The organism is Amycolatopsis circi (assembly GCF_003385235.1).
In the GTDB taxonomy this organism is placed as follows: domain Bacteria; phylum Actinomycetota; class Actinomycetes; order Mycobacteriales; family Pseudonocardiaceae; genus Amycolatopsis; species Amycolatopsis circi.
In genome coordinates this window covers 12,585-31,006 of the sequence record NZ_PQIA01000121.1, presented here as the reverse complement: position 1 = coordinate 31,006, position 18,422 = coordinate 12,585, and the positions used below count along the sequence as shown (strand labels likewise).

6 protein-coding genes are annotated in these 18,422 nt (G+C 66.2%); all 6 read left to right on the top strand.

Annotated elements, in window-relative coordinates; translation table 11 throughout:
- Positions 1-2,427 (top strand): ATP-binding protein (locus tag D0D37_RS35995; protein ID WP_208720295.1); only part of this gene is annotated, 2,427 nt, incomplete at its 5' end.
- Positions 2,428-3,201: 774 nt separating this feature from the next.
- On the top strand, positions 3,202-8,262 hold the full coding sequence (locus D0D37_RS35990) for a DEAD/DEAH box helicase (protein WP_116205044.1): 5,061 nt from the start codon (positions 3,202-3,204) through the stop codon (positions 8,260-8,262).
- Positions 8,259-11,075 carry a helicase-related protein gene (locus D0D37_RS35985; RefSeq protein ID WP_116205043.1) on the top strand — a complete coding sequence of 939 codons (2,817 nt, stop codon included), beginning with the start codon at positions 8,259-8,261 and terminating at the stop codon, positions 11,073-11,075. The genes D0D37_RS35990 and D0D37_RS35985 overlap by 4 nt, the downstream gene beginning before the upstream one ends.
- Positions 11,075-15,001 (top strand): Eco57I restriction-modification methylase domain-containing protein, encoded by a 3,927-nt coding sequence (locus D0D37_RS35980; protein WP_116205042.1) that lies wholly within the window; start codon positions 11,075-11,077, stop codon positions 14,999-15,001. Before D0D37_RS35985 ends, D0D37_RS35980 begins: the two co-directional genes overlap by 1 nt.
- A gap of 2 nt (positions 15,002-15,003) precedes the next feature.
- The gene (locus tag D0D37_RS35975; RefSeq protein WP_162834634.1) at positions 15,004-17,247 is read left to right on the top strand and encodes an McrB family protein; all 2,244 of its coding nucleotides are present in this window, start codon (positions 15,004-15,006) and stop codon (positions 17,245-17,247) included.
- The gene (locus tag D0D37_RS35970) at positions 17,244-18,419 is read left to right on the top strand and encodes an McrC family protein (RefSeq protein ID WP_116205040.1); all 1,176 of its coding nucleotides are present in this window, start codon (positions 17,244-17,246) and stop codon (positions 18,417-18,419) included. The genes D0D37_RS35975 and D0D37_RS35970 overlap by 4 nt, the downstream gene beginning before the upstream one ends.
- Positions 18,420-18,422 lie beyond the last annotated feature (3 nt).

Genomic DNA, 18,422 nt, shown 5'->3' with positions numbered 1-18,422 from the left:
CCCTACGCCCCGTCCCCCCAACCCGAAACCCGCGTGACGCCGACGATGCGCACGCTCCCCCGGGCCGTGCGCGAATTCACCGGCCGGAACACCGAACTCCAACGGCTGCTGTCCGCCGCACGCACCGCCGCCGAAGGCCCGGTCCGGACGATCGCCATCCACGCTGTCGACGGCATGCCCGGCGTCGGCAAGACCGCCTTCGCCGTGCACGCCGCACACCAACTGGCCGACGTGTTCCCCGACGGGCAGATCTTCCTCGAACTGCACGGCCACACCCACGGACAGGACCCGGTCACCGCCCACGACGCACTCGCTTCGCTCCTGCTCGCAGCCGGCATCACGGCAGACCAGGTCCCTGCGCGCATCGACGACCGCGCGCGTCTGTGGCGCGACCGAGTCGGGGACAAGAAAGTTCTGCTGATCCTCGACGACGCCGTCGACGCCGCACAGGTCAACCCGCTCATCCCGAACACGCCCAGCTGCCTTGTGCTCGTGACCAGCCGACGCCGACTCACCGCCCTGACCGACGCCGAACCCGTCTCCCTCGACGTGCTTCCCCCGGATCAGGCCGTCGACATGTTCCGCCGTCACGCCCGCAGCCGGCTCCTTCCCCCGGACGACGACGAGATCCGGGAGATCACGGCCCTGTGCGGCGGCCTTCCGCTGGCGATCTCCATGGCTGCGGGCCGTCTGGTCAGCCACCCGACCTGGACTCTGCGCTACATGGTGGACCGGCTCACCGCGAAGCACCGGGGCCTGGCCGACGAATACCCGGACGACGTCGCCGTCGCTGCAGCCTTCAGCCTCTCCTACCGCGATCTGCCCTCAGACCAGCAGCGGCTGTTCCGCCGGCTGGGCCTGCACCCCGGGCCCGACATCGACGCGCACGCGGCCGCAGCGCTCGACGGCTCCGACCCCGCCACCTCCCGGCTTCGCCTCGAAGCCCTCTACCTCGGCCACCTCGTCGACGAACCCCAGCCCGGCCGCTACCGCCTGCACAGCCTCATCCACGCCTACACCGAAGTACTGCTGACCGAGGAGCCGCCTCGTGAACGGGACCGCGCCCGGGCCCGGCTCCTCGACCACTACCACTGCACCGCAGCGCACGCAGCGACGTTCATGCCCGGCGACTGCTCAGGCCACCCCCGCCACGGCCACGACGCCATCGCCTGCACCGACGACGCCCTGCGCTGGCTGCACGCCGAACGCGTCAACCTCCTCGCCTGCGCCGGCTACGCCGCCGAGCACGACCTCCCGCAGTACGCGGTCGGCCTTTCCACCGCCCTGCACGCCTTCCTGCGCCTCTCCGGCCGGTGGGACCAGGCGCGCACTCTCCACACCGCCGCGCTCCGAGTACTAGGCCCGAGTCAAAACCGCCGCAACGAAGCCCTCATCCGCAAAAACCTCGGCGCCATCCACTACCTGCTCGACTCCTACACCGACAGCATCGCCAGCCTCGAATCCGCCCACACCCTCTACCGGTCCCTCGAAAACCTCCGCGGTCAGGCAGCCGTACTCAGCGAACTCGGCCACGTCCACCGCCTCACCGAAAACCACCGCGACGCCGCCCGGTACCTCACCCAAGCCCACGCCATCTACGAGACACTCCACGAGCCCCTGGGACAGGCCATCGCGCTCAACGAACTCGGCGTCGTGCACTACCGCACCCACGACTACCCCGCCGCCACCCGCGCACTCCGCACAGCCTTCACCCTCTTCACCCGGCAACGCGACCGACGCGGACAAGCCAACGTCCTCAACGTCGTCGCCACCCTCCGCCACGCCATCGGCATGTACACACCTGCAGCACGCGCCGCCCGGTGGGCGCAGAAGCTCTACATCGCCCTCGGCGACCCCCGCGGCCACGCCATCACCCTCAACATCCTCGGAGCCATCGCCTGCTCCCACGGCCACGGCGACACCGCCGTCGACCATCACATCGAAGCCCTGCGCCTCTACGAAACCGTCGGAAGCCGCTCCTGCCAAGGCATCTCGCTGAACTACCTCGGCCGCGCCCTGCACCAGCACGGCGACCACGAACAAGCCATGACCATGCTCCGACGGGCATACCAGCTGTCGCTCGAACTGCAGAACCGCACCGAACAAGCCGTCGCCCTCAACAACCTCGGCAACCTCGCCCGCACCTGGCCCCACGCCGGCAACCCGCTGAGCCTCCACAAAGAAGCCCTCGCCACCGCCCGCGACGCAGGCGCCCAGCTCGAAGAAGCCCGCGCCCTCGAAGGCATCGCCCGATGTCTCCTCCCCAGACACCACAAACGAGCAACAACTTGCCTCCGCCGAGCACTCGACATCTACCGACGCCTCAAAGCACCACAAGCCACCGAGATCCAACGGCTACTGACACGCGCACAACGGTTACACCCGATTGCAACAATGCATCCCGACCAGGTGCCACCAGGCACCTAAACCACAAGAAGCGACAGCACGCGCCTGACACACCGACAACACGGCGGCGTCGCCGCACCCCTCGAGCCAAGTCAATCGAAGCGCACGAGCAAAGCCGTTAGACACCGATGCCGCACCCCGCGCGGGACGGCTTCCGCAGCGAGTCGCTCGTGGACGATGTAGCCAATGACGTCGTCGCCACACTGGAACAGCAAGCAGCTCCTAGCAGTTCGCTTGCGTGCAACGATGTCCGCGGTGGGGCCGGTGCACCGGCCCCACAGAACCGCGAGACACCCCCCTGGCAGTCAGGCCACCTTGCCGGAGTGCTCGCCCACATGATTTGCGGTCGCGGCGGCGCAGTCGCAGTCCAGTGGGGCATCACCGGACAGCATGGCTGTGCGTCTGCCCGCTCGCTCTGTCCCCAGCGCGGCGCGCCGTCCCACCGACTGCTGCACTCGATTTCAGCGGCTGCGGCACCGAACTCCGGCGACTGCTGTCCGCCTGTGTCGTCACCGAGGGCGCTACCGAGGTAGCTGACAGCGGCGGGTCACAACACACTGTCCTCGGACGTCAACATCTTCCATTTGCCTAGGTAGCGACCACCGCCTGTAACAAAGCCTTGATGTTGATCGACGTCCGATGTACTCGGCATTCTCTGTCGAGAGTAATTCGAAGGTTTGGGCCTGAGCGGATCACGAACCCGTGTGTGGAGCGGGGCAGCTCGCGTTGACGGACGGCGCCACTACCCTCTGAGGGTGTCGGCGTCGGAGCAGGGATTCGGGGGATGGGGACACGGTGGATGTCTTCGCTGTGCGTGATCGGCTAGTCAGTGACTACCGCCGTTACGTCGACGGGTTCCTGCGCGTACGCGACGACCGGATCCGCAGGTTGGTGGACCGCGAGCTTGACGCTGGCTTGCTGTGGCCGGAGCCGTGGCTCTCACTTAACCCTGCGTTCGCCGGCGGGGGCGACATCCGACAGCTGGTCGAAGAGGGAGTGCTGCATCCTTCGTGCGCCCAGATCTTCCAGGTGGGTGGCCGGTGCTTGCAGTTGCATCAGCACCAGCGAGATGCGGTGGCGGCGGCCCAGGTTGGTGCGAGCTATGTGTTGACCACAGGCACCGGGTCGGGCAAGAGCTTGTCCTACCTCGTTCCGATCGTTGACCACGTGCTGAGGGAAGGCAGCGCTCGTGGTGTTCGGGCCATCGTCGTGTACCCGATGAACGCGCTGGCCAACAGCCAAGAGCTGGAGCTGGCGAAGTTCTTGGGCGACACGGACCGGCGAGTAACTTTCGCCCGCTATACCGGCCAGGAAAGCGACGAGCAACGGGAGCAGATCCTGCAGCATCCGCCGGACGTGCTGCTGACCAACTACGTGATGCTCGACCTGCTGCTGACCCGCCCCGATGAGCGGCGTCGGCTTGTCGAACAGGCCGGTGAGCTGCGGTTTCTCGTACTGGACGAGCTGCACACCTACCGCGGCCGTCAGGGCGCGGACGTTGCGATGCTGGTCAGGCGTGTGCGTGATGCGTGTGGTAGCCCGTCGGTGCAGTACGTCGGCACTTCTGCCACCTTGGCCGGGCCGGGCACCCTGGAGCAACAGCGTGCGGCGATCGCCGAGGTGGCCGGGCGGCTGTTCGGCACGCGGGTGGAACCGCGGCATGTGATAGGTGAGACGTTGCGCCGAGCCACTCGCAGCGCCCCTGATCCGGACGACGACGCCCTGCGCGCCGCCGTTCAGAACGTCGGGGCAGCCGAGGATCTTCGGGATGACCCTCTGGCCGCGTGGGTGGAGTCGACCTTCGGCGTGGCGACGGTCGACGGACGGCTGGTGCGCCAACCGCCTACCAAGCTCTCCGACGCGGCCACGGACCTGGCGCGTCGCACCGGACTGGACGAGGTTACCTGCACGGGCGCGCTTCGACAGGTGCTGCTGGCCGGTGCGGAACAGCTTGATGATTTCGGCCGTTCGCTGTTCGCGTTCCGGCTGCACCAGTTCATCGGCAAGGGCGATACCGTCTATTGCTCGGTCGAGGCCGAAACCGACCGCTATCTCACGACCCGGTACCAGCTGGCGGTGCCAGGCCGCCCCGAAGCCGTTCTTGCGCCGCTCGCGTTCTGCCGCGAATGCGGCCAGGAGTACCTGTCGGTCATTCGTACATCCGATGGGTTCCGGCCGCGGCTCCCTGACGATGCCGCAGGTGATGCCCGTAGCGGCTATCTGTACGTCGACACCACCACCCCCTGGCCCGCCGACCCGACCGACGTATTGGAACGACTCCCGACCGGTTGGCTGGTCGGTCGGCCTGGAGCAGAGCAAATTGATCCGACCAAGGTCGATCATCTGCCTGTCCGAGTCGTCGTGCAGCCAGACGGTCATGAGGATGTACACGGGCAGGGCGGCGTCCCGGCGGCGTTCGTGTCCGCGCCTTTCCGGTTCTGCCTGCGATGCCGAGTGTCGTATGAATCCGCGCGCCAGCAGGACTTCGCGAAGTTGTCCAGTCTCGGCTCCGAGGGCCGAAGCTCGGCGACGACGGTGTTGGCCTCTAGCCTGGTGCGGGCCCTGCGTGGCGAGGACCTGCGCGACGATGCCAGGAAAGTGCTGTCTTTCACCGACAACCGGCAGGATGCCTCACTGCAGGCAGGGCACTTCAACGACTTCGTCCAGGTCGGTCTGCTGCGTAGCGCCTTGCACCGGGCCGTAGCCGAAGCCGGTCCGGACGGGTTGCGACACGACACAATGGCTAGCGCGGTCGTCCAGGCGCTCGGGCTGCCGCGCGAGGAGTACGCGCTCCAACCAGACGTGCGGGGCCTCGCCCGACAAGAGGCCGAACGGGCGCTTCGGGAAGCGGTCGCCTACCGGCTCTACCAGGATCTGCAGCGTGGCTGGCGGATCACGATGCCGAACCTCGAACAGTCCGCGTTGCTCAAGATCGACTACGTCGCGCTGGATGAAGCGTGTGCCGACCACGAGATCTGGCGCAGTGGCCTCTTGGCCGACGTGTCCGCCGAGCTGCGTGAGGCTCTGGCGCGGGTGCTGCTGGACGAAATGCGCCGATCGTTGGCGATCCGGGTGGCCGCGCTCACCGCTGACGGGTTCGAGGCCGTCCGCAATCTTTCAGACCAGCATCTGCGTGATCCGTGGACGATCGCAGAGGAAGAGCGATTTCTCGCCGGCCGGGTCTGGCCACGGTCGCGGCGGCAGGACGACACCAGGGGCGACACGTTCATTTCCGGCCTTTCGGCATACGGCCGGTACCTGCGCCGCCAGCTGCGCGGGGACGGGCCGCGGATCACCGCAGCTGATACCGAGCTGACCATCGTCGGAATGCTGGACGCACTCGCCCTTTACGGCCTCGTGACCGTCGTCGAGGAGGACCGCGGCGAGCGGGCGTATCAACTCAACGCCGCTGCCCTTCGCTGGTTGGTCGGCGATGGCGTCACGCGCGCACCAGACCCTCTGCGCAACGCGCCTGGCGAGACTGGCGCCGCCCCCAACCCGTACTTCGTCGACTTCTACCGCACTCTCGCGGCCGGGCTGACCGGCTTGCGGTCAGCAGAACACACCGCACAGGTCCCGGCGCCGATCCGCGAAGAGCGCGAGGAAGCGTTCCGTCACGCCGGGCTGCAGGCCCTGTTCTGTTCTCCCACGATGGAGCTGGGTGTCGACATCGCGACCCTCAACGCCGTTGTGCTGCGCAACGTCCCGCCGACTCCGGCCAACTACGCCCAGCGCTCCGGCCGCGCCGGGCGTGCTGGACAGCCCGCGATCGTGGTCACCTACTGCACCACCGGTAGCGCGCACGATCAGTATTACTTCCACCGCTCCGCGCGGATGGTGGCCGGCGCCGTCGCCCCGCCCCGCCTGGACCTGGCCAATGCCGACCTCCTGCGTTCCCACATCCACGCCATCTGGCTGGCCGAAACACGCCAGCCGCTCGGAAAGTCCCTGGTCGAGCTGCTGGATGTCAGTGGTGACGACCCGAGCCTGGAACTCGAGCCCGCAGTGCGGCACGCCTTGTCCGACCGTGCCGCAGCGGAACGGGCGCTGCACCGGGCTCGGCAGGTGCTGAGCACTGTTGACGAGATCGCCGACGCGCCGTGGTTCGACGAGGACTGGATCCGCCGTACCGTCGAGGACGCCGTCGAGGCGTTCGACCGCGCCTGCGACCGATGGCGTGAAGCATTCCGGGCGGCGCGCTCCGAGATGGCTGCGGCAAACCGCGTTCTCACGGACGCCGCCGCCTCGGCGGATGCCGTCAACCGTGCCAGGGCGCAGTACCTGGAAGCCGCGACGAAGCTGAACCTGTTGCGCAACGAATCGGACGAGTTGGGTTACAGCGACTTCTACAGCTACCGCTACTTCGCCACCGAAGGTTTCCTGCCTGGCTACTCGTTCCCCCGGCTGCCGGTATCGGCGTTCATCCCTGCCCGAGCCGGAGGCCGCCGCCGCGACGGCGACTACCTGTCCCGTCCGCGGTTCTTGGCTATCAGCGAGTTCGGGCCCGGTGCCTTCGTCTACCACGAGGGCGCTCGCTACGAGGTCGTGAAGGTGTCAGTTCCCTCCCGCGGTGACGCAGACGGCCGACTCGCGCTAGAACGAGCCAAGCGCTGCGAGAACTGCGGCACACTGTGGAACGACTCCGACGATCACTGCGACATCTGCAACGTCGATCTCGGAGCCTCCGTCCCGAACCTGCTGCGGATGACCACCGCGACCACCCGCCGCCGCGAGCGGATCTCCTCCGACGAGGAAGAACGCCGCCGCCAGGGCTTCGACCTGGTCACAGCAGTCGGACTGCCACCCGACGGGCCCGACGCCCGACGCGAGGCTCGGGTGATCGCCGCGGACGGGCGCGAGCTCGCCCGGCTCACTTACGCCGACACCGCGACCATCCGCCGGATGAACATCGGCCTCCGACGGCGCGCACCCGGCACACCCGACGGCTACTTCATCAACCCCACCAGCGGACGATGGGAGCCACGCCCCCAGCGCAACCGCCAAGGCCGCGCCGCCGCAGCAGCCGGTGCGCCACCCGAACTGGTGATCCCGTTCGTCGAAGACCGTCGCAACACCCTTGTCGTCCACTGGTCGGACCAGGTCTCCCCAGAGCGGCTGGCAACCTTGCAGTGGGCACTCAAACGAGGGATCCAGGCCGCGTTCGACCTCGAAGACAACGAACTCGCCGCCGAAGCACTGCCCAACACCCGAGAACGCCGCCGGATCCTGTTGTATGAATCCGCCGAAGGCGGAGCCGGCGTGCTGCGCAACCTCGTCGCCGGCGAGCATTACGACCTCGGCCTCGTCGCCCGTGAGGCGCTCGACATCCTGCACTTCGACCAGGACGGTCACGACCGGGGCTCCGCCCAACCCGGTACCGAACGCTGCGAACGCGCCTGCTACGACTGCCTGCTGTCCTACGGCAACCAACCCGACCACCTCCTCCTGGACCGCCACTCGATCGCCACGATGCTGCGTGACCTCGCCGACGCCACTACCGTCCCGGCAGCACACGCTGCGGGTGCCGACCCGGCCGTGCCGGACGCTCCCTCCAACGGGGTCGTGAGCGAGCACCCGTTCATCGACCTGCTGCGTGCCAAGGGCTCACGGCTCCCGGACGCCGTCAACGTGCTCGTCGAGGAAGCACAAGCGCGCCCGCACTTCGTGTACGAACTGGCCGTCGGCCGGTACGGCGTGTTCATTGACAACGGCCACAACGATCCCCTCACCGACGAGGATGCCGAGGAACGGCTTCTGGCTCGACCCCGGTGGCACGTGCTGCGGCTCCGTGAGGGCGAGGACTGGGCCGCGGTCATCGACAGGATGCCGACGGTTTTCGGAGGTGGACGTTCGTGAGCTGGGCAGCTGGTTCCCTGGTGCGAGCTCGTGGCCGCGACTGGGTCGTGCTGCCCGACAGCACCCACGACCTGCTTCTGCTACGCCCGCTGGGCGGCGGCGCGGACGACATCGCCGGAGTACTCCCGGATCTCGAGCCGGTCGAATCCGCGACCTTCGCGCCGCCGGACCCTGACGATCTCGGCGACGCGGTAAGTGCGCGCCTGCTCCGCAGCGCACTGCGACTGGGCTTCCGGTCCAGCGGCGGCCCGTTCCGCAGCCTCGCGCAAATTGCCGTGAGCCCCCGTTCCTACCAGTTGGTCCCGCTACTGATGGCCCTGCGCATGCGCACAGTCCGGCTCCTGATCGCCGACGCCGTCGGCGTCGGCAAGACCATCGAAGCCGGTCTGATCGTCGCGGAACTGCTCGCCCAGGGCAGCGTCGACCGGTTCACAATCATGTGCAGCCCCGCCCTGGCCCCCCAATGGCAACGGGAGTTGACTGACAAGTTCGGACTCGACGCTGAACTCGTCCTGCCTTCCACCGCTGGCCGCCTGGAGCGTGACCTGCCCGCCGGAGAATCGCTGTTCGAGCGCTACCCGTACACGGTGGTGTCCACCGACTTCATCAAGTCGTCACGGCGCGCGGACGAGTTTATCCGGGCCTGTCCCGGTCTTGTGATCGTCGATGAAGCCCACACTTGCGTCGGGGCCGCTGACGGCCGCACCGCCCGCGCCAGCCAGCAGCGCTACACGCTGCTGTCCCGCCTCGCCGCCGACCCGAATCGGCACCTGTTGTTGGTCACCGCAACCCCGCACAGCGGTAAGTCGGAAGCGTTCCGGGCGCTGCTCGGGCTGCTGGATAAGTCTCTCTCGGAGCTGCCCGACGACTTGTCAGGTGAGGCGCGCCGCCGCGACCGCGAACGCATCGCCCGTCACGTCGTGCAACGCCAGCGCGGAGACATCCGCAGCTACCTCGACGAAGACACCCCATTCCCCAACCGCATCCCGTTGGAAGCTACTTACCGGCTGTCACCGGACTACCGCAAGCTGTTCGACCAGGTCCTCCGCTACGCCCGCGAGACCGTACGTGATTCGGCCGGAGGCCCGGTGCACCAGCGGGTCCGCTGGTGGTCGATCCTCGCGTTGCTGCGCGCAATGGCCTCCTCGCCCGCCGCAGCCGCCGCGACCCTGCGCAACCGCAGCGGCGAAGACGACGTGACCACCATCGAGGAAGCCGATGTCCGCGGCCAAGCCGGCGTCCTCGATCTCCCCGACGAGGACGAAGCCATCGAAGGCCGCGACACCACGGCCGGGGCGCTGCCCGCCGAAGACACACCGCGGGCTCGTCTGCTGCGACTGGCCAAGGACGCTGATCGACTGCGCGGCGCCAAGGACGCGAAGCTCAAGAAAAGCATCGGCCTTGTCCGCGACCGGGTGGAAGCGGGCGACGCCATCGTGGTGTTCTGCCGCTACATCGCGACCGCCGAGTACGTGGGAACCGCACTGCGCCAGGCGCTGCCGGACGTCGAAGTCGCCTGGGTCACCGGCGCCCAGCCACCGGAAGAACGCGAGCGCCGCGTCGCCGAACTCGGCAAAGCCGAGCGCCGCGTCCTGGTGGCCACCGACTGCCTGTCCGAGGGTGTCAACCTGCAAGACCACTTCACCGCAGTCCTGCACTACGACCTGTCGTGGAACCCCACCCGCCAGGAGCAACGCGAAGGCCGCGTCGACCGATTCGGACAACGCGCCCCCGACGTATACGCGATCACCTACTACGGCGAAGACAACGGCATCGACGGTCTCGTCCTGAACGTACTGCTCCGCCGTCACCGTGCCATCCAAGCCGACACCGGGGTCGCCGTTCCCATCCCGCAAGACAGCGACGCCGTCCTCACAGCCGTGCTGGAAGGCGTGCTGCGCGCCGAGACCGGCGGTCAACTCCAACTCGAAGGGGTCGAGGAGACCGCGCGCACCAGTCTCCACCAGCGGTGGGATGACGCAGCTCAACGCGAGAAACGCTCCCGCAGCCTGTTCGCCCAAGAACAGATCAAACCCGATGAAGTCTCCCGAGAAGTCGATGCTCTCCGCGCCGCGCTCGGCGGCCCGGCCGAGACCGAAACCTTCGTCGTCGATGCCCTCAGCTCGCTGAGAGCCACCCTGACCACCACACCCGAGGGACACATCGCCGCGCTGGACGGGCTGCCCCTCGCACTACGAGAGGAACTTGGCGGCCCCACCGACCTTCCGCTCGTGCGAACCCCACCCGCACCGGACGGAGGGGCCGTACTAGCTCGTACCGATCCCACCGTAGAAACCCTCGCGCGCTACGTCCTTGACACCGCACTCGACCCCGAAGCGGGCACCGACCGTCCCGCCCGGCGATGTGGCGTGCTCCTCACCGACGCCGTCGACACGCGCACCGTGCTGCTCCTGCTGCGCTACCGCCTGCACCTGACCCTGCCCACCGCGACCGAACGACGCTCTATGGTCGTGGAAGAAGCACGCCTGCTGGCCTATCGCGGTACTGCTGCCACCCCCGAATGGCTACCCGACCAGGAGGTCACCGCGCTCCTAGATGCGCGGCCCGCAGGCAACGTCCCCCGCGACCTCGCCGCCGAAGACATTCGCCGCGTTCAAGCACGCCTAGACCGGCTCACCCCGCACCTGAACGACGAGGGAGACCGGCTGGCCACAGAACTCCTCGCCAGCCACCGCCGAGTACGGGAAGCCGCCGGCAGCACCGGCGCACTCATCCGCCGCGGCCTCACCGTCACAGCCCAACGCCCCGCCGACATTCTTGGCGTGTACCTCTACCTGCCCGCGGGGATCTGATGCGCACTCACACCGTCAGCACCATCCGCACCGTCGGCGGTCTACTTCCGCCCGAAACCCTCGAAGCCATCACCACCGGCGAACTCGACGGACTCAAACCCAACACCTACGGCCTCGCCGAGTCCGAAACGGTGCGCGAAGCGGCCAACCGCTCATGGGAACGACTCCGGGGAGCCTGGCTGGCCTTCCGACGTACGGTTCCGCCCGGTGAAAACACCGGCCACCAGGTCGAAACCACCCGCGCCCAATGGCTCCGCGTCCTCTTCGACGAACTCGGCTATGGCCGCCTTCCCGCCGTCCCCGCAGGCGGCCTCGCCGTCGCCGACACCACCTACCCGCTGAGCCACTTGTGGCAACGGACCCCACTACATCTGCTTGGCGTGGGCGTCGACCTCGACCACCGCACACCCGGAGTGCCCGGCGCCGCCCGCCAAGCACCGCACTCCATGATGCAAGAACTCCTCAACCGCTCCCAGGACCACCTATGGGGCATCCTCACCAACGGGCTCGAGCTACGCCTGTTGCGTGACTCGGCCGCACTGGTCCGCCAGGCATACGTCCAATTCGACCTCGCCGGTATGCTCGACGGAGAAGTATTCGCCGACTTCACCTTGATGTGGCAGCTCTGCCACGCTAGCCGCGTCGAACCGCAACCAGACCCGTCGGCCGCCCCCAACACCTGCTGGCTGGAACGGTGGCGCGAAGATTCCACTACCCGTGGAACCCGTGCCCTCAAACGCCTTTCCGCCGGAGTCAGGCAGGCGCTCAACATCCTTGGTGCTGGATTCCTTGCCGCAACACCCGCACTCCGGGACCAACTGCGCCAAGGCACGCTCACCTCACGTGACTACCACCGGCTGGTGCTGCGTGTGGTCTACCAACTGCTCGTCCTGTTCGTCGCCGAAGACCGCAACCTCCTTCACCACGACAAAGCCACACCTGAACAACGACGACGGTATGCCCAGCACTTCTCCACCGACCGACTACGCCGCAAAGCCCAACGTCGCCACACGACCGAACGCCACACTGACCAATGGGCCGCACTTCGCCTGACCACCCGTGGCCTCGGCAACGAAGAAGGTCTGCCGGCGCTCGGCCTTCCCGGACTCGGCGGCATTTATGACAAGGGCGCACTCGGACCTCTGGAAGACGCAGCCCTTGCCAACCGCGACCTCCTGGCCGCCGTCCGTGCCCTGTCCCTCACCCGCGACGAGGCCGGCATGGCCCGAGCCGTGGACTACCGCAACCTCGGTGCCGAAGAACTCGGTAGCGTCTACGAATCACTCCTCGAACTCGTCCCGGACTACGACGCCGAGACAGGTCGCTACACACTCGATGCAGCACCAGGAAACGACCGCAAGAAGACCGGTTCTTACTACACCCCCTCGGACCTCGTCGATGTCCTGCTCGACGAGACACTGAAACCGGTGCTCGACGACGCAGCGACAAACCCCGACCCCGAAGCCGCTCTGCTAGCCATCACCGTCTGCGATCCAACCTGCGGCTCAGGACATTTCCTCGTCGCCGCAGGCCGACGGATCGCGCGGCGTCTCGCTGCACACCGAACTGGCGAGGCCGAACCTGCTGAACCCGCGCTTCGCGATGCCATGCGCGAAGTTATCAGCCACTGCCTCTACGGCGTCGATCTCAACCCGCTCGCCGCCGAGCTAGCAAAGGTGGCGCTCTGGCTCGAAGCCCTCGAACCAGGTCGTCCCTTGTCCTTCCTCGACGCCCACATCAAGGTCGGCAACGCACTACTCGGTACAACACCGGAACTCATCGACAACGGCCTTCCGGAAGCAGCCTTCACGGCCCTTCTCGGCGACGACTCGGCCACATTGTCGAAGCGCAAGCGCCGCAACCGCGATGAGACCATCCACTCCGAACAAGCGGAGCTCGTATTCGGTGCACCATCGCAAGACTTCGGCAAGGCGTTCCAGGAGCTGGCCGACGCCCCTGAAAACACGTTGATCGACGTGCACGCCAAGGCTGCTGCATGGCAGGCCGCGGAAGAAGAACCAACACTGGCGCAAGCCCGGCTAGCGGCCGATGCCTGGTGCGCCGCCTTCCTTTGGCACCACAAGCCAGAGGGCGTTCCCGGCCCCACCGCGGGTGACATCCGCCGCATCACCAACCAGGGGTTATCCGGGATCACATCCGACCAACTCGACCAGGTGCGCCGACTCCGCGACAAGTACCATTTTTTCCATTGGCATCTTGAGTTCCCCGACGTGCTACCCGAAGGGTTCTCGTGCATCCTGGGCAACCCGCCATGGGGAAAGCTGAAGCTGAAGGAGCAACAGTACTTTGCGGTCAGCGCCCCTGAGATCGCGGACGCCGCCAACGCAGCTGCTCGCAAGAAAATGATCAGCAAGCTCGAGGCAGCGCGGCCCGCCCTATGGAGCCTTTACCAAGCGGCCGTTCGAGACGCAGATGCAGCGAGCCTATTCGCCAGAGGCTCTGACCGCTATCCGCTCACAGGACACGGCGACATCGACACGTACGCCCTATTCGCTGAAACCTCTCTAGCTCTTACCTCCAAACGAGGACGCCTTGGCGTCGTGCTTCCGACCGGCATAGCCACTGGTGAAACCACGGCGCCGTTCTTCCGTCGGCTCATAGACAGCAGCACTCTGGCCGCCTTCCTCGACTTCGAGAACGAAGCAAAGATCTTCCCCGGCGTCACTAACAGGTTTCGCTTCGCGGTCCTCGTCGCCACGGGCGGTCAAGCTATCCCAACCGCCTCCTTTGCATTCTCCACCCGCCACGTTCATCAGATTGGTGACCGACGGTTCTCGCTCCAACCGTCCGAGATCCTCCAAGTGAACCCCAACAGTGGAACGAGTCCAATCTTCCGGAGCCGACGTGACGCAGAAATCACCATCGGCATCCACGGCCGCCTTCCCGTGCTGTGGCACGACAAACTCGCCGACGGAAACACGTGGAACGTCTCATTTCAGCGAATGTTGGACATGGCGAACGACTCGGGCAGTTTCCGTGATGAACCATCTCTACGCAGTGAAGGCTGGCAACCTAACAACGGCGCGTTCGTGCGAGGCAATGCGACAATGCTTCCACTGTACGAAGCCAAGATGACACATCACTTCGACCATCGCTACGCGACCTATGCTGACGCCACGCAGGCTCAACTCAACAAGGGCACGCTGCCGCGGCTCACGCCCGAGCAACATGATGACCCAGGCTCTGTTGCTTGGCCTCGATACTGGATCCCTGCGGCTGACGTTGACGCCGCGCTGGTCGGAAGGTCACCCAACCATTGGTTGCTCGGTTGGCGAGACATTGCGAAAGATACTGATGAGCGGACACTGATCGCAACAGTCATCCCGCGCACCGCCGTAGGCCACAAGTTCCCACTTGCTCTGCCTGGCGAGAAGCCAGTTGCTGGACTTCAAGCCAACCTGTCCGCGCTCGTACTCGACTACTGCGCCCGCCAAAAACTTTCCGGAGCCTCAGTTATCTACTCGCTGGTCAAGCAACTTCCTATCGTTCCTCCGTCTGTCTACAGTGCCGCTGCTCCGTGGCAGCCCGGCAACGCGGCAACCCTGGCGGACTGGGTGATTCCGCGCGTCCTGGAGTTGTCGTACACGGCATGGGACCTCCAACCGTACGGACAGGACCTTGGTGACGACGGACCTCCGTTTCGATGGAACGAGGAGCGACGCGCACAGTTGCGCGCCGAGCTGGACGCCGCGTACCTGCACCTGTACGGACTTGATCGAAACGACGCCGAGCATGTCATCGACTCGTTCTTCGTGGTGCGTAAGAACGAGGAACGGCAGCACGGCGAGTTCCGTACCAAAAGGCTGGTACTTGCCGCATACGACGCGATGGCCGAAGGCGAGTTCTCCAGCCCGCTTGATCCCGCACCCGGACAGGGACAGCGTCACCCGGACCGGAGGTCGTAGCCGTGCCTGATCAGAACAACAGCCTCTACGCCGCCGCTCAGCGTGTCGTAGAAGCGGGCCTCGCTAACGACGACTCCGCGTTCACGCCGGGTCGTCCGGTGTGGACACAGACAACCGCTGACGACCTCTGCCAGCGGTTTGTGAATGCGCCGGAACTCGGTGGGTCGAGCTTTGCGGAGAAACTAGGGCGGCAGCTCGCTGACGCTCCACCTGAGACTATCCAGCTTGCCGCCGAGCTGGTGTATCTGCATCTGCTCGCGCCCAACGACTTCGGCGGCGTAGCCAAACGCGAACTCCTCTCGACGGTCCTGGCGATTTCACCCCAACCGATCCATGTCCCGTCGGACCTAGACGCCGCACTGGACGGCGGGTTCGGTCGAGCCGGCACGGCCTACCGCACTTACCGCGATCGACAGCTCGCCTGGCTTGTGCGATTCGTTGTGGCATGGAAGGAACTGTCATCCGAGGCCAGGCAGAACGCGCTGGCTGACCCGTGGGCTTTTCGAGACGTCGCAGACTCAATCCCGGTCAACAGCGCGTACAGCCAACGGAATGTGTTGCTGCACCTAGCCTTTCCAGGCACCTTCGAGCGCATCGCGTCGCGGCGTCACAAGCAGCAGATCATCGAAGGACTCGCAGAGGACGTGCCCCAGCCGACCGGCGATGAAGATCGCGACCTGGCCGCCCTGCGGGCCGAGCTGGAACGTCAACGCGGCGACCACATCGACTTCTACGACAGCGATCTGGAGAGGCGGTGGCGCCCCCGCTCTGGCGCTGCTGGCGACTCTGAGTCGGAACTACGGGGCTGGCTCGTGCGAGGAGCGAACGTGCATGGCCGCAACCTGGTCCCGGAGTGGTTGGCAGAGGGCTACTGCTCCCTGGCTTACCCCGACCTTGGAGAGCTGCCATCCGGGCGCACCCGATCCCAGATTGATACCCAGCTCGCCGAGATGCAGCCGGACCTCACGAGCAAACAACGCTCCATCCATGTCGGGGTGCTCGATCGGTTCCTCAACCAAATGCATGACGGCGACATCATCGCCACCGTCGATGGGGCCAAGGTCTACGTTGGTACGATCGCCGGCGCGGCGACATGGACCGAGACACCCGAGCATCTGGACAGCCGCCGACGTCCGGTCCGGTGGGCGAACGCCGACACTCCCTTCACCCGCGACCAGCTCACCGCCCCGACCAAGGACCGGCTCTCCGGGCAAATGGTCGTGAGCACCCTTGGCGCCGAGGTCGCCGAGTTCGCCGCACTGGCAGGGATCGATCCCGACATCGACCCCACCGAAGACACCCCGGAACCACCTGCCAACGAACCAGTCGTGCTGCCCGAGCCGACCGCAGAACTCGCCAACGACCTGTTCGTAGACCTCGAGTGGCTGTCCGAGACTGTTGACCTTCTGCGGGAGAAGAAGCAGATCATCCTTTACGGGCCACCCGGAACAGGCAAAACCTACCTCGCGCAGGAGATTGCGCAATTCCTCACCGAACAGACCGGTGGCGAACATCGCCTTGTTCAATTCCACCCGTCCTATTCCTACGAAGACTTCTTCGAAGGTTTCCGACCACAACGCGGCAGTACCCCTGGCACCGTGGCATTCGAGTTGGAGGATGGGCCGCTCAAGCTACTCGTCAATGAAGCCAACAAGGACGTCACCCGCGCCTATGTGTTGATCATCGACGAGATCAACCGGGCTAACCTCGCCAAAGTCTTCGGAGAACTCTACTTCCTCCTTGAATATCGCAGCCGCTCCGTGCAACTGCAATACTCGCCAACAGAGGACTTCCGGTTGCCGCCCAACCTCTACCTCATCGGCACCATGAACACTGCGGACCGGTCGATCGCACTCGTCGACTCGGCCATGCGACGGCGGTTCTCCTGGCAGGGACTGTTTCCCGGCGAAGCCCCAGTCGCCGACATACTCCGTCGGTGGCTCCACGCACATGGCCTGCCAGCCGATCGCGCCGACCTGCTGGATGCCCTCAACGACCGGGTTGCCGACCGCGACGCTGCCATCGGCCCCTCGTACCTGATGAACTCGCGCGTCGGCACCGAGGCCGGCCTTGCCCGTATCTGGAAACACCACATCATGCCGCTCTTGGAAGAACGGCACATCGGCGACAACGTCGACCTCCTCGCCCTTTACAGCATTGATGCCCTTCGCAACGGCACCACCCCACACATCCGACCGCGTGAGAATCCCGTACTAGATGAGGAGATCGGCGAGCCACCGACGTGAGGCGCCTGACCCTGCCCGAACACCAAGCCCGAGCGTTCAGCCCGATCGCCCGGCCCATTGCCGACGCGCTCGCCACCACCGGAGCGGTCAAAGTCAGTGCAGACCTGGAAGGCCGCACCATCCTCAAGGCGTCGTCGTACGTCGGCGTCCTTCGATGCGGCGAGGTCGAACTTCGAGTCACCCCAAAGATCGGTATCCACCGACTGCTGTGGCTCCTCGGCCACGCCCATGATCCCAGCGGCTGGCGCGACGACGACATCGTGGGCCTCGCCACTGTCGACGACCTCGTCACCGCAGTGGCCGTGTCCTTCCACACCGCGACCCGCCGAGCCCTCACCCACGGAGTACTCCAGGGCTACCGCACCGTCGAAGAAGCGCTTCCACTCCTGCGTGGCCGCCTGCGCGAAGCAGACCAGCTCCGCCATCGCCTCGGCCTCGTCGTGCCGCTGGAAGTCCGCTACGACGACTACACCGTCGACATCCCCGAGAACCGCATCCTGCTGACCGCAGCCCGCCGGATGCTCCGTGTTCCCGGCCTGCCGCTGGCAACCCATGCCGGTCTTCGCCAACTGCTGACCACCCTGGCTGACGTCACCCCGTTGGTCGCTGGGGACAAGCCGCCCGACACGCCGACGACCAGGCTGACACGCCACTACCAACCGGCGCTCCGGCTGGCTCGCATCATTCTCTCCGGACGAAGCATCGATCAGCCGTCTGGATCCACCGCGGCCAGCGGGTTCCTTTTCGACCTCAACAAAGCATTCGAAGACTGGCTCACTATCACGCTCCGCCGCGCACTCGAACCCTACGGAGGCCGGCTGCGCGACCAGTACCCCAGTCATCTCGACATGATGCGGCAACTGCGCATCCGCCCCGATCTCGTCTGGGAAAGGCGGGCTCAGCCTGCCGCGGTCCTTGACGCCAAGTACAAGCGGGTGAAGGACGCCGACCGGCCGCACGCCGATCTTTACCAGATGCTCGCCTACTGCACCGCCCTCGGCTTACCGGAAGGGCACCTCGTATACGCCTCGGGGGACGCGCCCAGTTCCCACACCGTGGTTGAGGTCGGCACCAGGCTCCGTACCTGGGTACTCGACCTCGCTCGGCCGACGGAACACATCCTCGATCAGGTCAACCGCATCGCGAACGCTGTAGCCGCCGCGATCGTTTAAGTG

Coding starts and splice junctions, on each gene's coding strand:
- D0D37_RS35980 (WP_116205042.1), top strand. CDS start 11,075: ATGCGCACTCACACCGTCAGCACCATCCGCACCGTCGGCGGTCTACTT.